The sequence below is a fragment of the Rhodobacter sp. Har01 genome (assembly GCF_020564565.1).
Taxonomy (GTDB): domain Bacteria; phylum Pseudomonadota; class Alphaproteobacteria; order Rhodobacterales; family Rhodobacteraceae; genus Pseudogemmobacter.
Window position 1 is genome coordinate 409,240 of the sequence record NZ_JAJCTD010000002.1, and the last position, 17,812, is coordinate 427,051.

The 17,812-nt window shown below is 68.8% G+C and carries 16 protein-coding genes; 13 read left to right on the forward strand and 3 right to left on the reverse strand.

Going from position 1 to position 17,812, the window contains the following annotated elements; all coding sequences use genetic code 11:
* Positions 1–34 precede the first annotated feature (34 nt).
* Positions 35–874, reverse strand: a complete 840-nt coding sequence (locus LHP98_RS07775; RefSeq protein ID WP_227251944.1) for a methyltransferase domain-containing protein — start codon at positions 872–874, stop codon at positions 35–37.
* Positions 875–898: 24 nt separating this feature from the next.
* On the opposite strand from LHP98_RS07775, the gene LHP98_RS07780 reads away from it, so the two are divergent.
* The 11 genes from LHP98_RS07780 (at position 899) to LHP98_RS07835 (ending at position 10,848) form a co-directional block, all read left to right on the forward strand.
* Positions 899–1,621 (forward strand): ComF family protein, encoded by a 723-nt coding sequence (locus LHP98_RS07780; protein WP_227251945.1) that lies wholly within the window; start codon positions 899–901, stop codon positions 1,619–1,621.
* Positions 1,622–1,657: 36 nt separating this feature from the next.
* Positions 1,658–1,915 (forward strand): glutaredoxin 3, encoded by a 258-nt coding sequence (gene grxC / locus LHP98_RS07785; RefSeq protein ID WP_227251946.1) that lies wholly within the window; start codon positions 1,658–1,660, stop codon positions 1,913–1,915.
* Positions 1,915–2,745, forward strand: coding sequence for a carbon-nitrogen hydrolase family protein (locus LHP98_RS07790; RefSeq protein WP_227251947.1), 831 nt, complete (start codon positions 1,915–1,917; stop codon positions 2,743–2,745). Before grxC ends, LHP98_RS07790 begins: the two co-directional genes overlap by 1 nt.
* Positions 2,742–3,185 carry a MarR family winged helix-turn-helix transcriptional regulator gene (locus tag LHP98_RS07795; RefSeq protein ID WP_227251948.1) on the forward strand — a complete coding sequence of 148 codons (444 nt, stop codon included), beginning with the start codon at positions 2,742–2,744 and terminating at the stop codon, positions 3,183–3,185. The genes LHP98_RS07790 and LHP98_RS07795 overlap by 4 nt, the downstream gene beginning before the upstream one ends.
* Positions 3,186–3,268: 83 nt before the next feature.
* Positions 3,269–4,108, forward strand: a complete 840-nt coding sequence (locus tag LHP98_RS07800) for an NAD-dependent epimerase/dehydratase family protein (protein ID WP_227251949.1) — start codon at positions 3,269–3,271, stop codon at positions 4,106–4,108.
* Positions 4,105–6,663, forward strand: coding sequence for a polysaccharide biosynthesis protein (locus LHP98_RS19690; protein ID WP_413687592.1), 2,559 nt, complete (start codon positions 4,105–4,107; stop codon positions 6,661–6,663). Before LHP98_RS07800 ends, LHP98_RS19690 begins: the two co-directional genes overlap by 4 nt.
* An 85-nt stretch (positions 6,664–6,748) precedes the next feature.
* Entirely contained in the window at positions 6,749–8,869 is a 2,121-nt protein-coding gene (locus tag LHP98_RS07815; RefSeq protein ID WP_227251950.1) for a YjbH domain-containing protein, read from the forward strand.
* Positions 8,848–9,543, forward strand: a complete 696-nt coding sequence (locus tag LHP98_RS07820; RefSeq protein WP_227251951.1) for a YjbF family lipoprotein — start codon at positions 8,848–8,850, stop codon at positions 9,541–9,543. Before LHP98_RS07815 ends, LHP98_RS07820 begins: the two co-directional genes overlap by 22 nt.
* A 129-nt stretch (positions 9,544–9,672) precedes the next feature.
* Positions 9,673–9,882 carry a hypothetical protein gene (locus LHP98_RS07825; RefSeq protein ID WP_227251952.1) on the forward strand — a complete coding sequence of 70 codons (210 nt, stop codon included), beginning with the start codon at positions 9,673–9,675 and terminating at the stop codon, positions 9,880–9,882.
* Between the two features lie 124 nt (positions 9,883–10,006).
* On the forward strand, positions 10,007–10,231 hold the full coding sequence (locus LHP98_RS07830; RefSeq protein WP_227251953.1) for a hypothetical protein: 225 nt from the start codon (positions 10,007–10,009) through the stop codon (positions 10,229–10,231).
* 398 nt (positions 10,232–10,629) lie between these two features.
* Positions 10,630–10,848: a hypothetical protein gene (locus tag LHP98_RS07835; protein ID WP_227251954.1), complete on the forward strand. Its 219-nt coding sequence runs from the start codon at positions 10,630–10,632 to the stop codon at positions 10,846–10,848.
* Positions 10,849–10,882: 34 nt separating this feature from the next.
* On the opposite strand, the gene LHP98_RS07840 is transcribed toward LHP98_RS07835, so the two are convergent.
* On the reverse strand, positions 10,883–14,404 hold the full coding sequence (locus tag LHP98_RS07840) for a translocation/assembly module TamB domain-containing protein (protein WP_227251955.1): 3,522 nt from the start codon (positions 14,402–14,404) through the stop codon (positions 10,883–10,885).
* Positions 14,404–16,224, reverse strand: a complete 1,821-nt coding sequence (locus tag LHP98_RS07845; RefSeq protein ID WP_227251956.1) for an autotransporter assembly complex protein TamA — start codon at positions 16,222–16,224, stop codon at positions 14,404–14,406. Before LHP98_RS07845 ends, LHP98_RS07840 begins: the two co-directional genes overlap by 1 nt.
* A gap of 209 nt (positions 16,225–16,433) precedes the next feature.
* Between LHP98_RS07845 and LHP98_RS07850 the strand changes: the two genes are divergently transcribed.
* Entirely contained in the window at positions 16,434–17,060 is a 627-nt protein-coding gene (locus LHP98_RS07850) for a class I SAM-dependent DNA methyltransferase (protein ID WP_227251957.1), read from the forward strand.
* Between the two features lie 133 nt (positions 17,061–17,193).
* Complete coding sequence (gene rimP, locus LHP98_RS07855) at positions 17,194–17,805, forward strand: ribosome maturation factor RimP (protein ID WP_227251958.1); 612 nt, start codon at positions 17,194–17,196, stop codon at positions 17,803–17,805.
* Positions 17,806–17,812 lie beyond the last annotated feature (7 nt).

Here is a 17,812-nt window from a genome sequence, read left to right on the forward strand (position 1 = left end):
TTACAAGGCGGAGATATAGGGTTCCGCGCCGTGGTCAACCGTCCTGCGCGGTTCCGGGCAACGGACGTTCGGTCACGTTCAGGGCAACGGCGAGTCTTTGCGCCGCGGAGCCGGGGCGAAGCGGTTTCTGCTGGCTTTCGTGCGGGGCCCAGCCGGTCAGGCACACGATCTCGAAGCTGGCGGTGATGCGGCCGTCCGGGCCGGGAAAGGTGCAGGCGTAGATTTCGCCGGCGCGGGCGAAGACGGCCCGGGCGGTGGGGCGGCGCAGGCGGGCCGCAAGGGCGTTGGTTTCGCCCATGGCGCGCAGGTCGGCGGCAAGGTGCGGAAGGTCGCGATAGGCGACGGATCGGGTGAAGCTGTCGGCCACCGGCAGCGCAAGCCCGGCCCGCTGCACCAGCGCGCCCAGATCGCGGATGTCGCCCATTGGCAGCACGCGGGGCGACAACCCGCCGGTGACCTGCGTCTCGGCCTCGGCCAGCGCGGCGCGCAGTTCGTGCAGGGTGCGGCCGCCGAGCACCAGGCCCAGGAACAGCCCGTCCGGACGCAGGGCGCGGCGGCACTGGATGATCTGGCCAACCGGATCGTTCGCCCAGTGCAGGGCCAGGGCATGCACCACCAGGTCATGCGCGCCGGGCGCCAGGTCGAGCGTGTCGTCATCCGCCACCACGCGGGCGGCAGGCAGGGCCGAATGCCACAGGCCCGCAAAACCCGTCACCACGGCGGGCGCTGTAAAGGTTCTGTTAACCAATCCCACCCTTTCCTGCACCTCGGCGACGGCCATTTCGTGCAGGAACAAGGCTGGTTCCGGCTGGCGAAGCGCACGGGCGCGGGCGCGCAGCAGCGCCGGGCGGTCGGTCAGGAGGGCTTGCGACATGGAGCGCGACCTTAGGGGGACGGGATGGCATTGCAAGCCTTGATCCACGCATTTTACCCGCCGCAGTGCATCACCTGCCATGCGCTGGTGGCCACCGATTTCGGCCTCTGCGGCGATTGCTGGCGCGATACTCCCTTCATCACCGGTCTGGTCTGCGGCAAGTGCGGCACACCCCTGCCGGGCGACCCGAACGAGGCCGAGGCGCTGTGCGACGATTGCCTGCAGACCGCCCGGCCCTGGCAATCGGGGCGGTCGGCGATGCTGTATCGCGACAACGCCCGCAAGATCGTGCTGGCCCTCAAGCACGGCGACCAGATGGAGCTGGCCCGCCCGGCCGGCGAGTGGCTGGCGCGAGCGGCGCGACCGATGCTGCAGCCCGGCATGCTGGTGGTGCCGGTGCCGCTGCACTGGGGCCGGATGCTGAAGCGCAAGTACAACCAGGCGGTGCTGCTGGCGGCGGCGCTGGCGCGGGTGGCCGGGCTGCAGCAGTGCCCCGACGCGCTGCTTCGCCGCCGCAGCACCGGCAGTCAGGAAGGCCGCACCCGTGATGCCCGCTTTGCCAGCATGCAGGGCGCCTTTCAGGCCAATCCCCGGCGGAGCGAGCGAATTCGCGGCCACCACATCCTGCTGGTCGATGACGTCATGACCTCGGGTGCGACCTTTGCCGCGGCGACCGAGGCGCTGGTCGCGGCGGGCGCGGCCTCGGTGTCGGTGCTGTCACTGGCACGCGTTGCGAAGCAGGCCTAAATCCCTATAGTCCGGTCTGGACAAGGGATTTGGCCGATGAAACCCGTCGAGATCTACACCACGCCCACCTGCCCCTACTGCCACGCGGCCAAACGGTTGCTGGCGGCAAAGGGCGTGGCCTTTGCCGAGACCGATGTCAGCCGCGACCCCGCTTTGAGGCGGGCGATGACCGCGCGCGCCGGCGGCGGCTACACAGTGCCGCAGGTCTTTGTCGGCGGGCAGCATGTCGGCGGCTGCGACGATCTGTACGACCTGGACGCAAGGGGGCAGCTTGACGCCCTTCTGGCCGGCTGATGCGGGCCGCGCTCGTTCAGCTGACCGTCACCGATGACCCCAAGGCCAATCTGGCACAGACCCTGGCGTTCTGCCGGCAGGCGGTGGCGGGGGGCGCGGGTTTCGTGCTGACGCCCGAGATGACCAACTGCCTGTCCTCCAGCCGCGACCACCAGCGCGCCGTCTTCCGGCATGAAGGCGCGGACGAGACGCTGGCCGCCTTGCGCGACTTTGCCGCCGGGGCGGGGGTCTGGCTGCTGATCGGCTCTCTGGGCCTGCTGACGCATGATGCGGACGGCCGCTTTGCCAACCGGTCCTTCCTGATCGGGCCGGATGGCGGCATCGTCGCGCGCTATGACAAGATCCACATGTTCGACGTGAACGTGTCGGAAACCGAGGTCTACCGCGAAAGCGCGTCCTACCGGCCGGGCGGGCGCGCGGTTCTGGCCGAGACCGCCTTCGGACGTGTGGGCCTGACGGTCTGCTACGATATCCGCTTTCCGCACCTCTTCCGCCGCCTGGCGCAGGCAGGCGCCGAAATCCTGACCATTCCGGCCGCCTTCAACCACCTGACCGGCGCGGCGCATTGGGAAACCCTGGTGCGCGCGCGGGCGATCGAGACGGGGTGTTTCGTGCTGGCTCCGGCGCAGACCGGCTTTCACGCCGAAACCGCCGGCAAGGGCCGGCGCACCCATGGCCATTCGCTGGCCATCGCGCCCTGGGGCGAAATCCTGGCCGATGCCGGCACCGAGCCGGGGGTGACGCTGGTCGATCTTGACCTGACCCGCGTGGCGCAGGCCCGGGGCCGGGTGCCTTCGCTCTTGCATGACCGGGCGTATGAGGGGCCATGAGCGACCGGACCGACGATATCGCGGTGGCGCTGTTCGGTGAGTTGTTCATGGCCGACCAGCTGGCGCGCAACCTGGTATCGAAGGCGCTGCCCAAGGGCATGGAACTGTCGCATTTCTCGGTGCTGAACCACCTGGCGCGGGTGGGCGATGAGCGGACCCCGGCGCAGCTGGCGCGGGCGTTCCACGTCACCCGCGGGGCGATGACCAACACGCTGACCCGGCTGGAATGGGCCGGGCATATCCATATCCGCCCCGACTGGGACGATGCCCGGCGGAAGTTCGTGTCGATCAGCCCCTCGGGCCGGACGGCGCGCGATGCCGCGGTGCAGGCGGTCGCGCCGCTGATCGCCGAAGTGGTGGCGGCGCTGGGCGCCGATCGGGTGCGCGCGGTGCTGCCGGTACTGCGCGAGCTTCGCGCCCGGCTTGAGCGCGAGAACTGAGCGCCGGAAACCGGATCGAAAGGAATCGCGACAAATGATCCCGAGACGCAGCCCATCCGGGCGGCGGCAAAGGGGGTCCGGCCATGGCGGCACAGACGCAACGGACAATCGTGGTCACCGGCGCAGACGGCCGGGTGGCGGACCTTCTGCGTCGCAGTTGGCAGTCCAGCCTGCCGGGCTTGCCGGTGCTGTGGTCGTCGCGAGGGCCGGGTCGAGATCTGCAGTGGGACATCCTGTCTGGCCCCGCCCCGGCCTTGCCGCAGGGTGCGGTGATCCTGCACCTGGCCGGTGTGTTGCGCGGCCCCGCCAAGGCGCTTGAGGCGAACCATCGCATGATCCCGCCCCTGATGGCGGCGGCGCAGGCGGCACGGGCCTCGGCGGTGCTGCTCGCCTCGACCGCGGCCGTCTATGCCGCGGGTCCGCAGGATTGCACCGAAGACAGCGCCCCCGACCCGCGGTCCGACTATGGCTGGGCGAAACTGGCCGCCGAAGGCGCGGCGCTGGCCCTGGTGGGCGGGCGTCCGGTGACGGCCCTGCGGATTGGCAATGTCCTTGGCGCCGATGCGCTGTTTGCGCCGCGCCCCGGCCCCATCCTGCTGGACCCGGTGCCCGGTCGGCCAGGCGGGCCGGTGCGGTCCTGGATCGGGCCGCAGACGCTGGCCCTGGCGCTGGCGCGGCTGGTGCCGCTGGCCTGCAGCGGCGCGCTGCCTCCGGTGCTGAACCTGGCGCAAAGCCCGCCGCTGCCGATGGAGGCGCTGCTTTGTGCCGCCCGCCGGCCCTGGGCCTATGGCCCGCCCAACCCGGGTGTGGTGCCGCGGCATGCGCTGGACACCCGCCGCCTTGGCGCGCTTCTTCCGCTGCCGCGGGCCACGCCTTGCGCCCTGACCGCCGAATTGGCAGGGCTGCAGGAGGTGTCCGCGTGACGCCGGCCAAGCGCCTGTTCGACATTGTTTTCGCCCTGATCCTCGCGGCGCTGCTGGCGCTGCCGGCGCTGGGGATCGCGCTTTGGCTGGCAGTTCGCGGCGGCCCGGTGTTCTACGTCTCGGAACGGATGGCCGCCCCCGGACACCCGTTCCGGCTGTGGAAATTCCGCACCATGGCCCCGGCCGGCTGCGGCGAATCGGGGGTTTCCGGCGGCGACAAGGCGGCGCGAGTCACGCCTGAGGGACGGTTCCTGCGCCGCACCCGGCTGGACGAGATCCCGCAGCTTTGGAACATCCTGCGCGGCGACATGAGCTTTGTCGGCCCCCGCCCGCCATTGCGGACCTATGTCGAGCGGTTTCCCGCGCTGTACGCCGCCGTCCTGCGCAGCCGACCCGGTCTGACTGGCCTGGCGACTCTGGTCTTTCACCGGCACGAAGAACGCCTGCTTTCCCCCTGCCGCAGCGCCGAAGAGACCGATGCCGTCTATGCCCGCCGATGCATTCCGCGCAAGGCGCGGCTGGACCTGCTGTATCAGCGCCATGCCTCGGTTGGGGCCGACGCGGTTATCCTGTTCCTAACCATTCTCCGCGTATTTCGGCGCAGGCGGGTTGCGCAGGCCCGCAGGGGTTCGCCAGCCATGACCGGGCCAAGGACAGTGCTTTTCGACCTGTTTCGCCGGATGACCCGCCGGTCCAAGCAACTGGTGCTCTGGGCGATCGACGTCGTGATGGCTCCGGTCGCGCTGTACCTGGCCTGGGCGGCGGTGCAGGGCTCGGTCTGGCCGCTGCCCGGGCTCTTGAACCAGGTTGACCTGTTTGTCCTGATCGCCCTGGTCTCGGCCGGGTTCTCGCTGCTGCTGGGCCTGCCGCGGCAGAAGCTGCAAACCTATGAAAGCCACGGCATGACCGGGCTTCTGCCGCTGGCCGCCATTGTCACGCTGGCCCTGGCGCTGATGGTCCGGGGGATCGGGCTGGATTTCCCGCTGGTGGGCCTGCTGGTGTTCGCGCTCTTGCTGCATCTGGGCGCGCTGGGTGCCCGGCTGGCCCTGCTGGGGCTGCTGCGCTGGGCACTGCGGACCGGGCGGCCGCTGACCCGGGTGCTGATCTACGGCGCTGGGTCGACCGGGCTGCAACTCGCCTCGGCCCTGCGGTCGCATGCCAGAATTGCCGTCTACGGCTTTATCGATGACGATCCGGCGCTGGCCGGGCAACGGCTGGGCGGGCTGCCGATCCACCCGCCCGAGCGTCTTGTCCAGGCGGTGCGCAGCCACGACATCACAAGGGTGATCCTGGCCATGCCTTCGGTCTCGGCCCCGAAGAAGGCGCAACTGGGCCATCGGCTGCGGCACCTTGGGCTTGAGGTGCAGGCGCTGCCCTCGTTCGCCCAGCTGGTGGGAACCGAACGGATGATGGACACGCTGACCGCGCTGCCGCCGAACCAGTTCCTCGGCCGCGAATCCCGGGGCGAGGGGCTGCCGGATTGCTCGGACACCTACGGCTGGCGGACGATCCTGGTCAGTGGCGCGGGTGGGTCGATCGGGTCGGAACTGTGCCGGCAGCTCCTGGCCTGCCGGCCGCGCAAGCTGGTGCTGTTCGAGCTGTCCGAGGCTGCGCTGTACCAGATCGATCGCGAGTTGGGCGACCTGAACACCGAGGGCTGGACCGAGATCGTCGCCGTCCTTGGCAATGTCGCCGATGCCGGTGCTGTGCAGCGGGCCTTGCAAGACCATGGCGTCGAGATCGTGGTCCATGCCGCAGCCTACAAGCATGTTCCCCTGGTCGAGGCGAACCCGCTGGCGGGCCTTGAAAACAATGTCATCGGCACCCGCATCCTGGCCGAGGCCAGCCGCCAGGCCGGGGTTGAACGGTTCATCCTGGTTTCCAGCGACAAGGCGGTGCGACCGGCCAATGTCATGGGGGCCTCGAAGCGGCTGGCCGAAATGGTGGTGCAGGACCTGGCCCGCCGCGCGCCGGCGACGCGCTTCGCCATCGTCCGGTTCGGCAATGTGCTTGGCTCTTCCGGATCGGTGATCCCGCTGTTCAAGGAACAGATCGCCCGCGGCGGCCCGGTGACGCTGACCGACGAGGCGGTCACGCGATACTTCATGACGCTCGAAGAGGCGTCGCGCCTGGTTCTCTTGGCCGGCGCCCTGGAGGGCGAGGGTGCCGCGGCCGCCGATGTCTTCGTGCTGGACATGGGCGCGCCGGTGCGCATCCGGCATCTGGCCGAACAGCTGATCCATGCCGCCGGCTACAGCGTCCGCGATGGCCAGAACCCGGGCGGCGACATCGAGATTCGCGTCACCGGCCTGCGCCCGGGCGAGAAGCTGCACGAAGAACTGCTGATCGGCGACCGTCTCTTGCCGACACCGCATGCCCGCATTCTGCGGGCCCGCGAATCCGTTCCTTCCGCGCTGGAAGTTGCGGCGGCCCTGCAAGAGCTTCATCGCTGCGCCGCGGCCGGAAAGGCCGACGCCGCGCGCCGGCTTGCGCTTGCGCTGGTCCATGGCCATGATGCCGCCGGGGGACGGGGCACTGCGGCCAGCCGGTCATAGTCGCACTCGGAATTCGATCTGCCGAGCGACGGGTCTTGCCCGGATTGCACCGCCCGTCCATAGAGGCTGAAACGGAGGGCGGAACGTGGCAGGACGAAGACAGCGCCTCTTGGCGACGGCGGCGTGGATTTCGGCGCTGTCCTGCGACCTTTCGGCGCCCGCCCTGGCCGAGATGAAGCCGACGCTCAGCTTCCGCGGCGTGCCCGGCGTGATCGACATGCCCTCGGGCGAAAGCCAGCCCGATGGCACATTTTCGGTGACCGCCGCCTTTTTCGGCGATATGCGCCGCGGTGCGCTGACCTTCCAGCTCTCTCCCCGCATCGCCGCCACCTATCGCTTCGAAACGGTGGGCAACTGGAACGCCTTGTTCCCGGCCGACGAGAATTCCTACGACGGCAAGAGCTTCGACTTGCGCTTCACCCTGCTGGAAGAGACCGCCAACCTGCCCGCGGTGACGCTGGGCCTGCAGGACATCTTCAACACCGGCAACGACGCCGCCGAATACCTGGCGGCCACCAAGACCTTTGGCGACCGGCTGAAGGTCACCGCCGGCCTGGGCTGGGGCCGGCTGGGGTCCTATGGTGACATCGGCACGCCGTTCGGTGGCCGCCCGGTCACCGATTTCGGCCTGGGCGGCCAGCCGGAGCCCGACAACTGGTTCCGGGGTCCCGCCGCCGCCTTTGCCGGGGTGGAATGGAAGATCAACGACGCCTGGACGGTGAAGGCCGAGTATTCCTCGGACGGCTATGACGAGATCGCCGGCACCCGCGGCGTGTTCGAGCACAAGAGCCCGCTGAACTTTGGCGTCGAATACAGCCGCGGCCGGTTCTTCAAGGCCGGGGTCTATTCGCTGTACGGCTCGGAGATCGGGCTGCGGTTCCAGTTGGTGCTGGACCCGAAGACGGCGCTGCATGGCGGCGCAACCGGCGGTGCCCCGGTGGCCGTGGGCCAACGCCCGACGCGCGCGGCCGACCCTGAGGCCTATGACAGCGGCTGGGTTACCCAGCCCGATGCGGCCGGCATCCTGCAGGCCAACCTGGCCAAGCGGCTGGCCGTCGATGGCATCGCGGTCGAGGGCCTGGCCTACACCGCCGGAAAGGCGCAGTTGCGAATCCGCTCGAACCGGATGGATTCGGAGTCGCAGGTGGTGGGCCGGGTGGCGCGGGCGATGAGCCATGTGATGCCGGCCTCGGTGGAGGTGTTCGAGATCGTGCCGGTCAGTCATGGCATGGGCACGTCGAAGATCACCGTTCGCCGGGCCGATCTGGAGGCACTGGAGCACGTCGCCGGCAACCATGCCGCGATGCGCGACCGCATCGCGATTTCCGACGCCGGCCCGGTGCCGCCGGGCCTGGTCTACCCCGAGGACCGCTTCCCGAAGTTCTCCTGGGGTCTTCGGCCGGCGCTGCGCCTGACCAGCAACCTCAAGGGCGACGTCGGCCTGCGGCTTCGCGCCAGCTATGAGTTTCGGCCCGGCCTTGTGCTGAGCGGGTCGGTCTACAAACCCCTGGCCGACAACCTGGGATCCAGCCCGGCGGACCCTTCGCTGCTGCCGCCGGTGCGCAGCCGAAGCATCGACTATTCCCGCAATGGCGACCCGGGGCTTGAGACGCTGCAGCTGGCCTGGTACGCCCGGCCGGGCGAGAACCTCTATTCGCGGGTGAGCCTGGGCTACCTGGAACGGATGCACGCCGGGGTCTCGGGCGAGCTGCTGTGGAAACCGGTGGACAGCCGGCTGGCGCTGGGCATCGAAGTGAACCACACCCGTCAGCGCGACACCGACGGCGGCTTCGGCTTTTCCGAGTTCGACTATTCTGTGACCAGCGGCCACGTCTCGGCTTACTACGACTTCGGCCGCGGCTACCTGGGCCAGCTGGACGTGGGCCGCTATCTGGCCGGCGATGTCGGGGCGACCCTCTCGCTGGACCGGGAATTTGCCAATGGCTGGCGTTTCGGCGCCTTCGCGACCGTCACCGATGCAACCGCGGCGGAATTCGGCGAAGGCTCGTTCGACAAGGGCGTGCGCATCACCATGCCGCTTGACTGGCTGCTGGGCAAGGACAAGTCCGGCGAGTTCAGCCGCACCTTCCGACCGAACTCAGGTGACGGCGGGGCGCGGCTGGATGTGTCCGGACGGCTGTATGACAACATCCGCACGTTCCACGGCAACGAACTGGACGATCAATGGGGCACGTTCTGGCGGTGAAGCGGCTTGCCCCTTGCGGCCTTGCGGCAGTGCTGGCGGTGACCCTGGCCGGCTGCGGCGCCGGATCGGGCGGCGCCGGCAAGGGTCCGGTCGCCAAGGTCATGGCGACCGCGCAGCAGATGGTCGGTGGGCGCAAGGCCAGGGCGCCGGCCGCAGCCGGGCCGAAGACGCTGTCCGAGGCCGAGATCGCCGCCTCGGATACGCCGCTGATGCAGGTCCGGATCGCCGCGCGCGGGATCGACACCTGGCTAACTCCGCGCGAAAGCAATGGTGCGGTCACCACCTGGACGACCTCGGGCGGCACCACCTTCACCTTCCGCAACGGCCTTTTGATCGAGACCCGGGGGCTTGGATCGGACCTGATGTCGGCGGCGGCGCCAGACCCGGCGCAGCTGGCAAAGACCGGCACGGTATATCGCCGGGCGTGGTATGTGACCGGCCCGGACGGCGACTTCGAACAACGTGTCTATGTCTGCACCACCGAATCCCTTGGTCCGGAAGACCTGAAGATCGCCGGCCAGCCCCGTCGCGCCCTGCACCTGCGCGAAACCTGTCAGCGCGACGCCGGAAAGCTGACGTCGGACTACTGGCTGGAGGGACCCATCGTCCGCAAATCGCGGCAATGGGCCAGCCCTGGCGCCGGCTATGCCGAGTTCGAGGCGGTCAAGGACTGACATATTCCGAGATTCGAATGCCACAACACTGTGTGCTATTGGGCACAGGGCGCAGAGTTCACCGGCGAAGCGGCTTCTTTCCGGGCAAAGCCAATGGTATACCTTGGCAAAAGGCGAGGAGAACTCTCCATGAACAAGTTCGTCGTGTTGCTTTGTGCCCTGTCGTTTTCGACCTCGGTGGCATTTGCCGGCGGTCCGGTGGTCGTGGTCGAAGAAGGCCAGCCCGAAGTGGTGCAGGAAAAGTCGTCCTCCAGTGTCGGCCTTGTGCCGCTGCTGTTGGGCGTCGTGATCCTGTGCGCTGTCGCCTGCGGTGGCGACGACGACGAGCCGCCTGCGTGATCTGAGGCGGGCAGCTGCCTCATCAAGGAATGGCGGTCCGGTTCCGACGACATAGGGTCCGGCCAGTCATAGAAGCAAGGACCCCAAGGGTCACCAATCACTTAACGGAAACTGGAGACATCAAATGAAGAAAATTGCCTCTGCTCTTGCCGCGCTGTCGCTGACCGCCTCGGCCGCCATGGCCGGCGGTCCGGTCGTCATTGTCGAAGAGGGCCAGCCCGAAGTGGTGCAGGAGAAATCCTCCTCCAGCGTCGGCATCCTGCCGATCCTGCTGGGTGTCGTGATCCTCTGCGCCATCGCCTGCGGTGGCGATGATGACGAGCCCGCCCCGGAAACCGTTCCCGAGTGACGGCGGCTCTGCCGGCAATTGATTGAATTTGCTCCGGTCAGCTATTGACCGGAGGTCGATCTGGATCGCACCCGTGCCGATGGCGCGGGTGCGATTCATTTTGACCTTGATGGGGTTTCTCCAACTGGCCGGAACCGGCGGGCGACCCTCGCGGCCACGACTTGCGCTGTGCGCGTTCAAGCCAGCCCGAAACGCTGCAGCCTTGAACAGCATCGGACAGCGCCCGATCTTGCCGTGCCGCTGTGGTTTCGCAAGACTGCCTTGATCGGTGCGCCTGGCTTTTCAGCCAAGGGACGGTACTTTTCTGCAATTCATCCGTTGGTTGAAGCTTGCGTCATGCCATCTTCGGCGCGACACATGAGCGTGCGCAAAAGGCGCAGAATCGAGGGAGTGAAACGATGAAGAAGGTTCTTTCGGCGGTTGCCATTCTTGCCCTGACCGGTTCCGCCGCGCTTGCCGGGGGCCCGGTCGTCGTGGTTGAAGAAGGCCAGCCCGAAGTCGTGCAGGAGAAATCCTCGTCGAGCGTTGGTCTTCTGCCCATCCTGCTGGGCGTGGTGATCATCTGCGCCATCGCCTGCGGCGACAACGATGAGCAGATCAGCATGAACCCTCCGTGAACAGGGGGCCGGCGATCGCGGGGCGGGATCGGCGTCAGTAGTCCTTTTCCAGGAACACGCCGATCCCGCTTTCTCCATCCGAATCGATGCGGCCCTTGACGGTGACGCCGGGCCGGACGTCGAGGTTCAGGTTGATGCGGCTCTTGCCGTCCTGATCGACCCCGATCTCGGTATAGACCTTCTCGGAGATGTATTTGCCGGCCTTTACCGCCACCCCGCCATCGGCGTCGGTGGCGATGTCCAGATCGTCGAAGCCAAAGCCCTTGCGAAGCCCGCCGATGATGCCTTCGCCGCCGCGCCCGGCCAGCACCGCCACCGCATTGGCCAGTTGCGCCGCCTGAAACGCCGAGAGGGTGTCGAGGCCGCGACCGAACAGCAGCCAGGACAGCACCTCTTCCTGCGGCAGTTCCGGGTTCGAGGTGAAGCGCACCTCGGGCGCGTCGGCCGGGCCTTCGATGGTGACCGTGCTGGTCACCCCTTCGGTCTGGTTCGAGGCCGCGATGCGCAGGAAGGGAACGATGTCGCCTTCCAGCACCAGGGAAGCCTCGGACAGATCCAGCCGTTTGCCCAGCAGGTCAAGCCGGCCGCGGATCAGTTCCAGCCCGCCCGCAGGCACGATGCTGCGCAGACTGCCGCCCAGGCGGAGGCTGCCGCCCAGTTCGGCATCCAGTCCGCGGCCGCGCAGGAAGACCCGGCTGGGTGCCGACAGTGCAATGTCCAAGGCCCAGTCCGGCAGGCCGCTCGCGGCCGAACTGCCATCGGCCGAAGCGCCGCCGCCGACCCCGGCACGGGCGCGCGTTGCACGGACGTCGGCGGTGTCGTTGACATGGCTGATTGCCTCGAGTTCGGCCGCGGTGGCGAAGCCGGTCGAGGGAATGCGCAACTCGGTTGTGCCCAGCACCAGCGCGCCGGACAGCCGGGCGCCACCCCGCAGTGGCCCTGACAGCGCCAGCGCGCCCGAGACGGTGGTTTCGTAAAGCTCGGGGTCGCGCAGGTTGATCGCGTCCAGCCGCAGTGCCAGATCGGCGGCGAAGGGGGGCGTCAACTCGATTGGCCCATCGACCCGCAGCGTGCCGCCGCGCGCACCCTCTCCGGTGGCAGAGATGCGGGCCCGCCCGCCCGCCAGGTCGGCCGCCAGCGCCACCCGGTTCAGCGACAGTCCGCGCGCCGGGACGGCCACCTTGCCCCCGGCAAGGGTCACCCGGCCGGTCAGCGACGACAGTCGCCAAGGCCCGGCCAGCCGAAGGTCATAGGCCACCGCGCCGTCCAGCGTGACCGGGACGATGAAGCCGTTGGCCACCGCCGCGGCCGAGGTGCCGGCAATGGCCAGATCGGCCGTTGTGCCCGCCAGGCCGGTGACCCGGGCGCTGATCCCGGCCGGGCCGCTGATCCGCAGGTCCACCGATTGCGCCGCGCCGCTTGGCTCGACGCTGCCCGACACCGTGACTGGCCCGGAAAACGCCTCGGCGATCAGCCGCAGGTCGCGCAGCCGTCCGTCCACGCTGAGCCGCGCCCCGTCTCCGGTGCCTTTGGCCGTCAGCGAAGCGTTCGGCCCGGCCAGATCCAGCGACTCCAGCCGCGCCGTGCCATCCACCAGGGCAAGCGCGGCGGTAAGGCGGGTGTCTCCGGCCAGAACGCGGTCGATCTCGGGCTGGCCGATGCGCAGGCCGCGCCCGGTGCCGGCCAGCGACAGCGTGGCGCGCGCCAGATCACCGTCGAACCGCGCCTCGGCCGACAGGCTGCCGCCAAATCCGGGCACCACGTCGGCCAGGCTGCCGATCTCGACCTGACCGGTCAGGACATTGCCGGTGGTTGACAGCAGCCCTTCAGCTGTCAGCCTCAGCGAGGCCGCGTCGAGCTGCAACGCGCGCAGCCGCGTGCCGGTTTCGTCGCGTAGAACCTGCGCGGTCAGGCGCGACGGCCCGGCCAGCAGCCGATCGGCCTGCGGCTGCCCCAGGGCGAGCCCCTGGGCCAGCGCGGTCAGCACCAGATCGAAGGCCCCGCTCAGGATGCTGGCGCTGCCCTCAAGCCGCACCGTGCCGGACCCGCCCAGCGGCCGCCCAAGCACCCCGGACAAACGCGCAAAGTCGGTCATCTCGGCCTGGACCCGGCCGGTCATGCGCAGGGCGTCGGACAGGCCCTCGATCGACAGCGCAGCTGTCAGGTCATAACCCTCGCCCGACAGCACCACCTGCGGCAGGGCCAGGGCGTCGTCGCCCTCGTGCCAGCTGAACTCGGCGATGCCGGTCGCGTCGGTGCCCAGGGCGCGGGCAAGGTCGGGGTCGCGCGGCAAGGCCCCGGTCAAGGCAAAGTCCAGCGTGCCGCCCACCGCATTGCCCTTGGCCGTTCGCTCGATCCGGCCGGCGCCGCGCAGTTCGGCCCGGTCCACCGTAAGATCGGGGCGCGACAGCCCTTCGACCGTGGCCAGGCCGGACCATCCGCTGTCGGTTGCGGCATCGAAGCGCAAGGCCAGATCGGCGCGGCGGACCTGGGTGACTCCCTCGCCCGGCAGCGGCAGGGCCACGGATGCACCGTCCGCAAGTCCGACACGGGCGGTCAGGTCGAAGGCTTCGGGCAGGCCATCGCCGGCAATGGTGGCGCTGCCGTCTAGCTCCAGCGCCTGGGCGGAAAGATGAAAACGCTCAAGCTTCAGCTGGCCCGAGGGGAAGCGGCGCCCGGTCACCTCCAGTGCCACGCGGTCGCCCAGGAAGCCGGCGTAATCGGGCAGGAACAGCGGCGCCGGGTTGCCGGACAGCCGGGCCGAAAAGGCGCGCGCGCCGGCTGCGTCCAGCTGCAGGGTGATCGGGCCGGACAGGCGCTCGACGCCGTCGCTTTCCAGCCGGACATCGGCGGTGAACTGGTCCAGCGTGCCGCTGCCCGAAACTGTCAGCGCGACGGCGGGCTGGCCGGGCAGGCCCAGAAGGCCGGATGCAATTCCGCCGGCGTCCTCGCGCGCGTCTAGCGTCAGCTGCAGTTGTCCGGTGGCATTGGCATAGCTGGCCGCCAGCACGATCTTGCCCTCGGGGCCGTCGTCGGTGCGGTGCAGGTCCGCCTTTGCCTCACCCGCGCCATCGGCCAGCGTCAGCGATGCAGAGATGCGGCCGCGCACCGGCTGGCCCAGGACGGCCGCGCCCAGCACGATGTCCTGGGCCGCGATCTGCCCGATCTCGACCGAAACCGGCAGGTCCGGCAGGCTGAAGCCCGGTGCCTCGGGGTCGGGCAAGGTGCCGGTGTCAGCTTCAGGCCACCGTGCCAGTGCGATGCGGTCCGCGACCAGTTCGTTGACCACCACCTCACCGGACAGCAGCGATGAGCGGCTCCAGTCCAGCGTGACGCCCTCAAGGGTGATCCAGATGCCCTTGGCATCGCCGATCTCGATCCGCTCGGCCGTGGCGCGCGATGAAAGTGCGCCTTGAAAGCCGGTGACGATGACTTGCCGGCCGGCATCGGACAGCGAATCCTCAAGCCAGGCGGTCAGGGTGTCGCGGTCGTCGGTCTGGGCTGCGGCGGCGCCGGCCGCGGTGCACAGGCAAAGGGCAAGGACGGCGGCGCGCATCAGAAGCTTTGCCCCAGGCCGATGTAGATTTGCACCCCGTCGCCGGTGCTGCCCTGCACCGGAGCGGCCACGTCGAACCGGATCGGACCGAAGCCGGTCTCGTAGCGCAGGCCAAGACCGGCCCCGGAATGCCAGTCGCCCAGGGAATCGAAGAACCCGTCGACACCGACCCGGCCGATGTCGAAGAAGCCGACGACGCCCAGCCGGTCGGTGACCCGGGTGCGCAGTTCGGCCGAGCCAGCCAGCATGTGGGTGCCGCCGATCAGGAAGGCCGGCCCGAACCCGCGAGTGACCGAGATGCCCAGGCTGCGGTAGGGATGCCCCCGGACCGTGCCGCCGCCGCCCGAGAAGAACAGCTCGTCCCGCGGGGTATCCAGCAGGCTGCTGCCGGTGATCGCCCCGCCTTGAAAGCGCAGCGCCAATGTGGCGCCGTCTCTGGCGCCAAAGCTGCGGTAGCCTCGGGCATCGAACGTCAACCGCACACCAGAGCCGGTGGTGCCGAAGCCCAGGAACGGTTTGGCCTCGGCGTCGATGTAGAACCCGCTGCGGGCATCGGCGGCATTGTCCCGTCGGTCCCAGGTGGCGCCGATCGGCAGCGAAAGGTTGCGGAAGCGGAAGTCGCCGCCGGGGTCGGAGCCTTCGGTGTATTCGTAGGCAATTCCGGCGCGGATGGTCAGACTGTCCGAGAAGTAGTGCCGCAGCGACAGGCCGATTTGCGCCGTGTCGGCGGCATAGTCCACCTCGTCCTGATGGCCGATGCCGGCCGAAAGGCTGGCCGTCGTGTCGGGCGAAAAGGTTGCCGGCCGGTCGAGGGTGAAGCCCAGGGAATAGTCCAGACCGCTGGTGCCGGCGCCGATGTTGGTGATCGCGCCGTCGATCTTGAGCCGCTCGCCTTCGCCGAACAGGTTGCGGTGAAGCCAGTAGCCTGACAGCGACAAGCCATCCAGGCTGGCGATCTCGGCGCCGAAGGAATAGCGCCGTGTCTTGGCTTCGGCGACCGTCACCAGGATGGGCAGCAGGCCCTCGGCGGTCAGCGTCTCGCCCTCGCTGAGGGTGACCGAAGCGAAGACGCCGGACCGGCGCAGGCGGGCCTTGGCGCGGTCCAGCTCGGTCTGGCTGAAGCGTTCGCCCGGGCGCAGGCCGGCGATCTTGACGATGCGGGCGACGCTCATCCGCTTGGCCCCGGTCACCAGGGTCGGGCCGAAGCGCAGTTCGGGGCCGGGGTCCAGCGCAATGTCGGTCGAGAGCGTGGCCGCGGCGTGGTCGGCCAGGATCGTGTCGCGGCTGGTGCGGGCGCGGGCATGGCCCTGTTCGCGCCAGCCCAGGATGGCGGCGCCGACCGCCTCTTCCACCACGCCGGCGCGGGCCGGCTGGCCGGGGGCAAAGGCCTCGGGCAATTCGGTTTTCCGCGCCAGCGGGGCGATCCGTGTCTGCCCGAAGGCAAACCGCGGACCAGGGTCGATGCGCACCTCGATGGTGCCGATCCGGTCGGGCGCGTCCAGCGGCGCGATCCCGGCGGCCTCGCGCCCGTCGATCCGGATGTGGATGACGGCAGAATAATGCCCCTCGGCGTAAAGCGCGCCCAGGATGCGGGCATAGTCGGCGCGGGCGGCGGCGAACAGGTCCTGCGCATCGGTCGCCCCGTCGGCCTGCTGTGCCAGCAGCAGGGAGGCACCGCGCGCCGCCTTCTTCACCGACTCGCCGCCCGAGGTGACAGCAAAGTCAAGCCGGTCCAGCGCCATCGCCGGGGCAGCTGCGGCCAGGATCAGCGCGAGGGCAACCCCCCGAACCCTGCCACGATGGATTGCCGTGCGAACCAACCAAGCCCCCAAGATGCCTGGGCCAAGTATGGCAGGCCCACCGGAAAGGGCAACGTGCAGGGGCGCTGTCGGTTGCACCATGCCGCGGAAACACGGGCGCAAAGCGGGCCATCCCGGCGCCGGCCCGTCATTTTCGCGAAACATGTTCGTCATCGCCGTGTCATCCGGCTCTGGATTCATGCCGGGGCACCGAACCTTGGAGGGACGCCATGTCGTTGGACGGCTACGATCTGGACCAGGCCTACGAAATCAACGGTCCCGAAGAGGCGCGGCAGATGTACGGCGCCTGGGCCGAAACCTATGACGAGAGCTTTGGCCGCGGCTGGGGCTACATCGCCCCGCGCGAAATTGCCGCGATCCTGAAGTCGGAGATCGACCCGCAGGCCGAAATCCTGGACATCGGTGCCGGCACCGGCCTGGTGGCGGAAAGCCTGCAAGGACGGACCGTCGATGCGCTGGACATCACGCCCGAGATGCTTGAGGTGGCGCGGCACAAGGGTCTGTACCGCAACCTGATGCAAGGTGACCTGACCAAGGCCCTGGACATCGCGGACGCCAGCTATGGTGGCATCGTCTCCTGCGGCACCTTCACCCACGGCCACGTCGGCCCCGTGTGTTTCCCCGAGCTGCTTCGCATCACGCGGCCCGGCGGCGTGTTCGCCTGCGGCACCATCGGCCCGGTTCTGGACGGTGCGGGCTTCGGTTCGGCCCTGGCCCGCATGGTGGCGCTGGGCCGGATCACCCCGGTCGCCTGGCGCGACATTCCCATCTATGAAGGCGTCGACCATCCGCACCGGGACGACCGCGGGTTGGTGATGGTGTTCCGCAAGCTCTAGGGTCAAACCCCTTGCAGACTCCGGGGCGCGCGCGTATATGCCCTTCAACAGCGGTTTCGGGGTCCAAACCCGAAGCTACCGAAAGCCACAGGCGGGCCGCTGGGTCCGCCTTTTTGTTTTTCTCAGGGTTCGCATGACCGACCTCATCGCCAAGACCTCCATCGACCGCCGGCTGGCCGACATCGTCGGCCCGGTGATCGAGGGGCTGGGGTTCGAACTGATCCGGCTGCGCCTGATGGGCGGGCTGGGCAAGGTGACGCGCACCTTGCAGATCATGGCCGACAAGGCCGATGGCGGCATTGGCGTCGAAGACTGCGGCGCGATCTCGACCGCCGTCTCGGCCGTGCTGGACGTCGAAGACCCGATCGAGGAAAACTACGTGCTCGAGGTCTCCAGCCCCGGCATCGACCGGCCGCTGACCCGGCTCAAGGATTTCGAGACCTGGAAGGGCTGGGAGGCCCGCATCGAGACCACCGAGCTGATTGACGGCCGCCGCCGCTTCAAGGGCGGGCTGATGGGGGTCGAGGGCGACGAGGTGCTGATCGAGATCGAGGATCAGGGCAAGGACGTGACCATCGGCCTGAAATTCGACTGGCTGTCGGACGCCAAGCTGATCCTGACCGAAGAGCTGATCGCCGAGATGCTGCGGCAAAGGAAAGTGCAGCTGCCCGAAGACGGCGGCTTTGACGAGATTGAAGAAATCGACGGGGACGAGGAAGACGCCGCCCCCGAGACGAAACACTAGGGGGGAT

What these genes read in the sequence shown, in the direction of transcription:
- LHP98_RS07830 (WP_227251953.1), top strand. Translation starts at nt 10,007, where the DNA reads ATGAAGAAAATTGCCTCTGCTCTTGCCGCGCTGTCGCTGACCGCCTCG.
- LHP98_RS07800 (WP_227251949.1), top strand. Translation starts at nt 3,269, where the DNA reads ATGGCGGCACAGACGCAACGGACAATCGTGGTCACCGGCGCAGACGGC.
- LHP98_RS07840 (WP_227251955.1), bottom strand. Translation starts at nt 14,404, where the DNA reads ATGCGCGCCGCCGTCCTTGCCCTTTGCCTGTGCACCGCGGCCGGCGCC.
- LHP98_RS07835 (WP_227251954.1), top strand. Translation starts at nt 10,630, where the DNA reads ATGAAGAAGGTTCTTTCGGCGGTTGCCATTCTTGCCCTGACCGGTTCC.
- grxC (WP_227251946.1), top strand. Translation starts at nt 1,658, where the DNA reads ATGAAACCCGTCGAGATCTACACCACGCCCACCTGCCCCTACTGCCAC.
- LHP98_RS07850 (WP_227251957.1), top strand. Translation starts at nt 16,434, where the DNA reads ATGTCGTTGGACGGCTACGATCTGGACCAGGCCTACGAAATCAACGGT.
- LHP98_RS07775 (WP_227251944.1), bottom strand. Translation starts at nt 874, where the DNA reads ATGTCGCAAGCCCTCCTGACCGACCGCCCGGCGCTGCTGCGCGCCCGC.
- LHP98_RS07820 (WP_227251951.1), top strand. Translation starts at nt 8,848, where the DNA reads ATGGGGCACGTTCTGGCGGTGAAGCGGCTTGCCCCTTGCGGCCTTGCG.
- LHP98_RS07795 (WP_227251948.1), top strand. Translation starts at nt 2,742, where the DNA reads ATGAGCGACCGGACCGACGATATCGCGGTGGCGCTGTTCGGTGAGTTG.
- LHP98_RS07790 (WP_227251947.1), top strand. Translation starts at nt 1,915, where the DNA reads ATGCGGGCCGCGCTCGTTCAGCTGACCGTCACCGATGACCCCAAGGCC.
- LHP98_RS07825 (WP_227251952.1), top strand. Translation starts at nt 9,673, where the DNA reads ATGAACAAGTTCGTCGTGTTGCTTTGTGCCCTGTCGTTTTCGACCTCG.
- rimP (WP_227251958.1), top strand. Translation starts at nt 17,194, where the DNA reads ATGACCGACCTCATCGCCAAGACCTCCATCGACCGCCGGCTGGCCGAC.
- LHP98_RS07780 (WP_227251945.1), top strand. Translation starts at nt 899, where the DNA reads ATGGCATTGCAAGCCTTGATCCACGCATTTTACCCGCCGCAGTGCATC.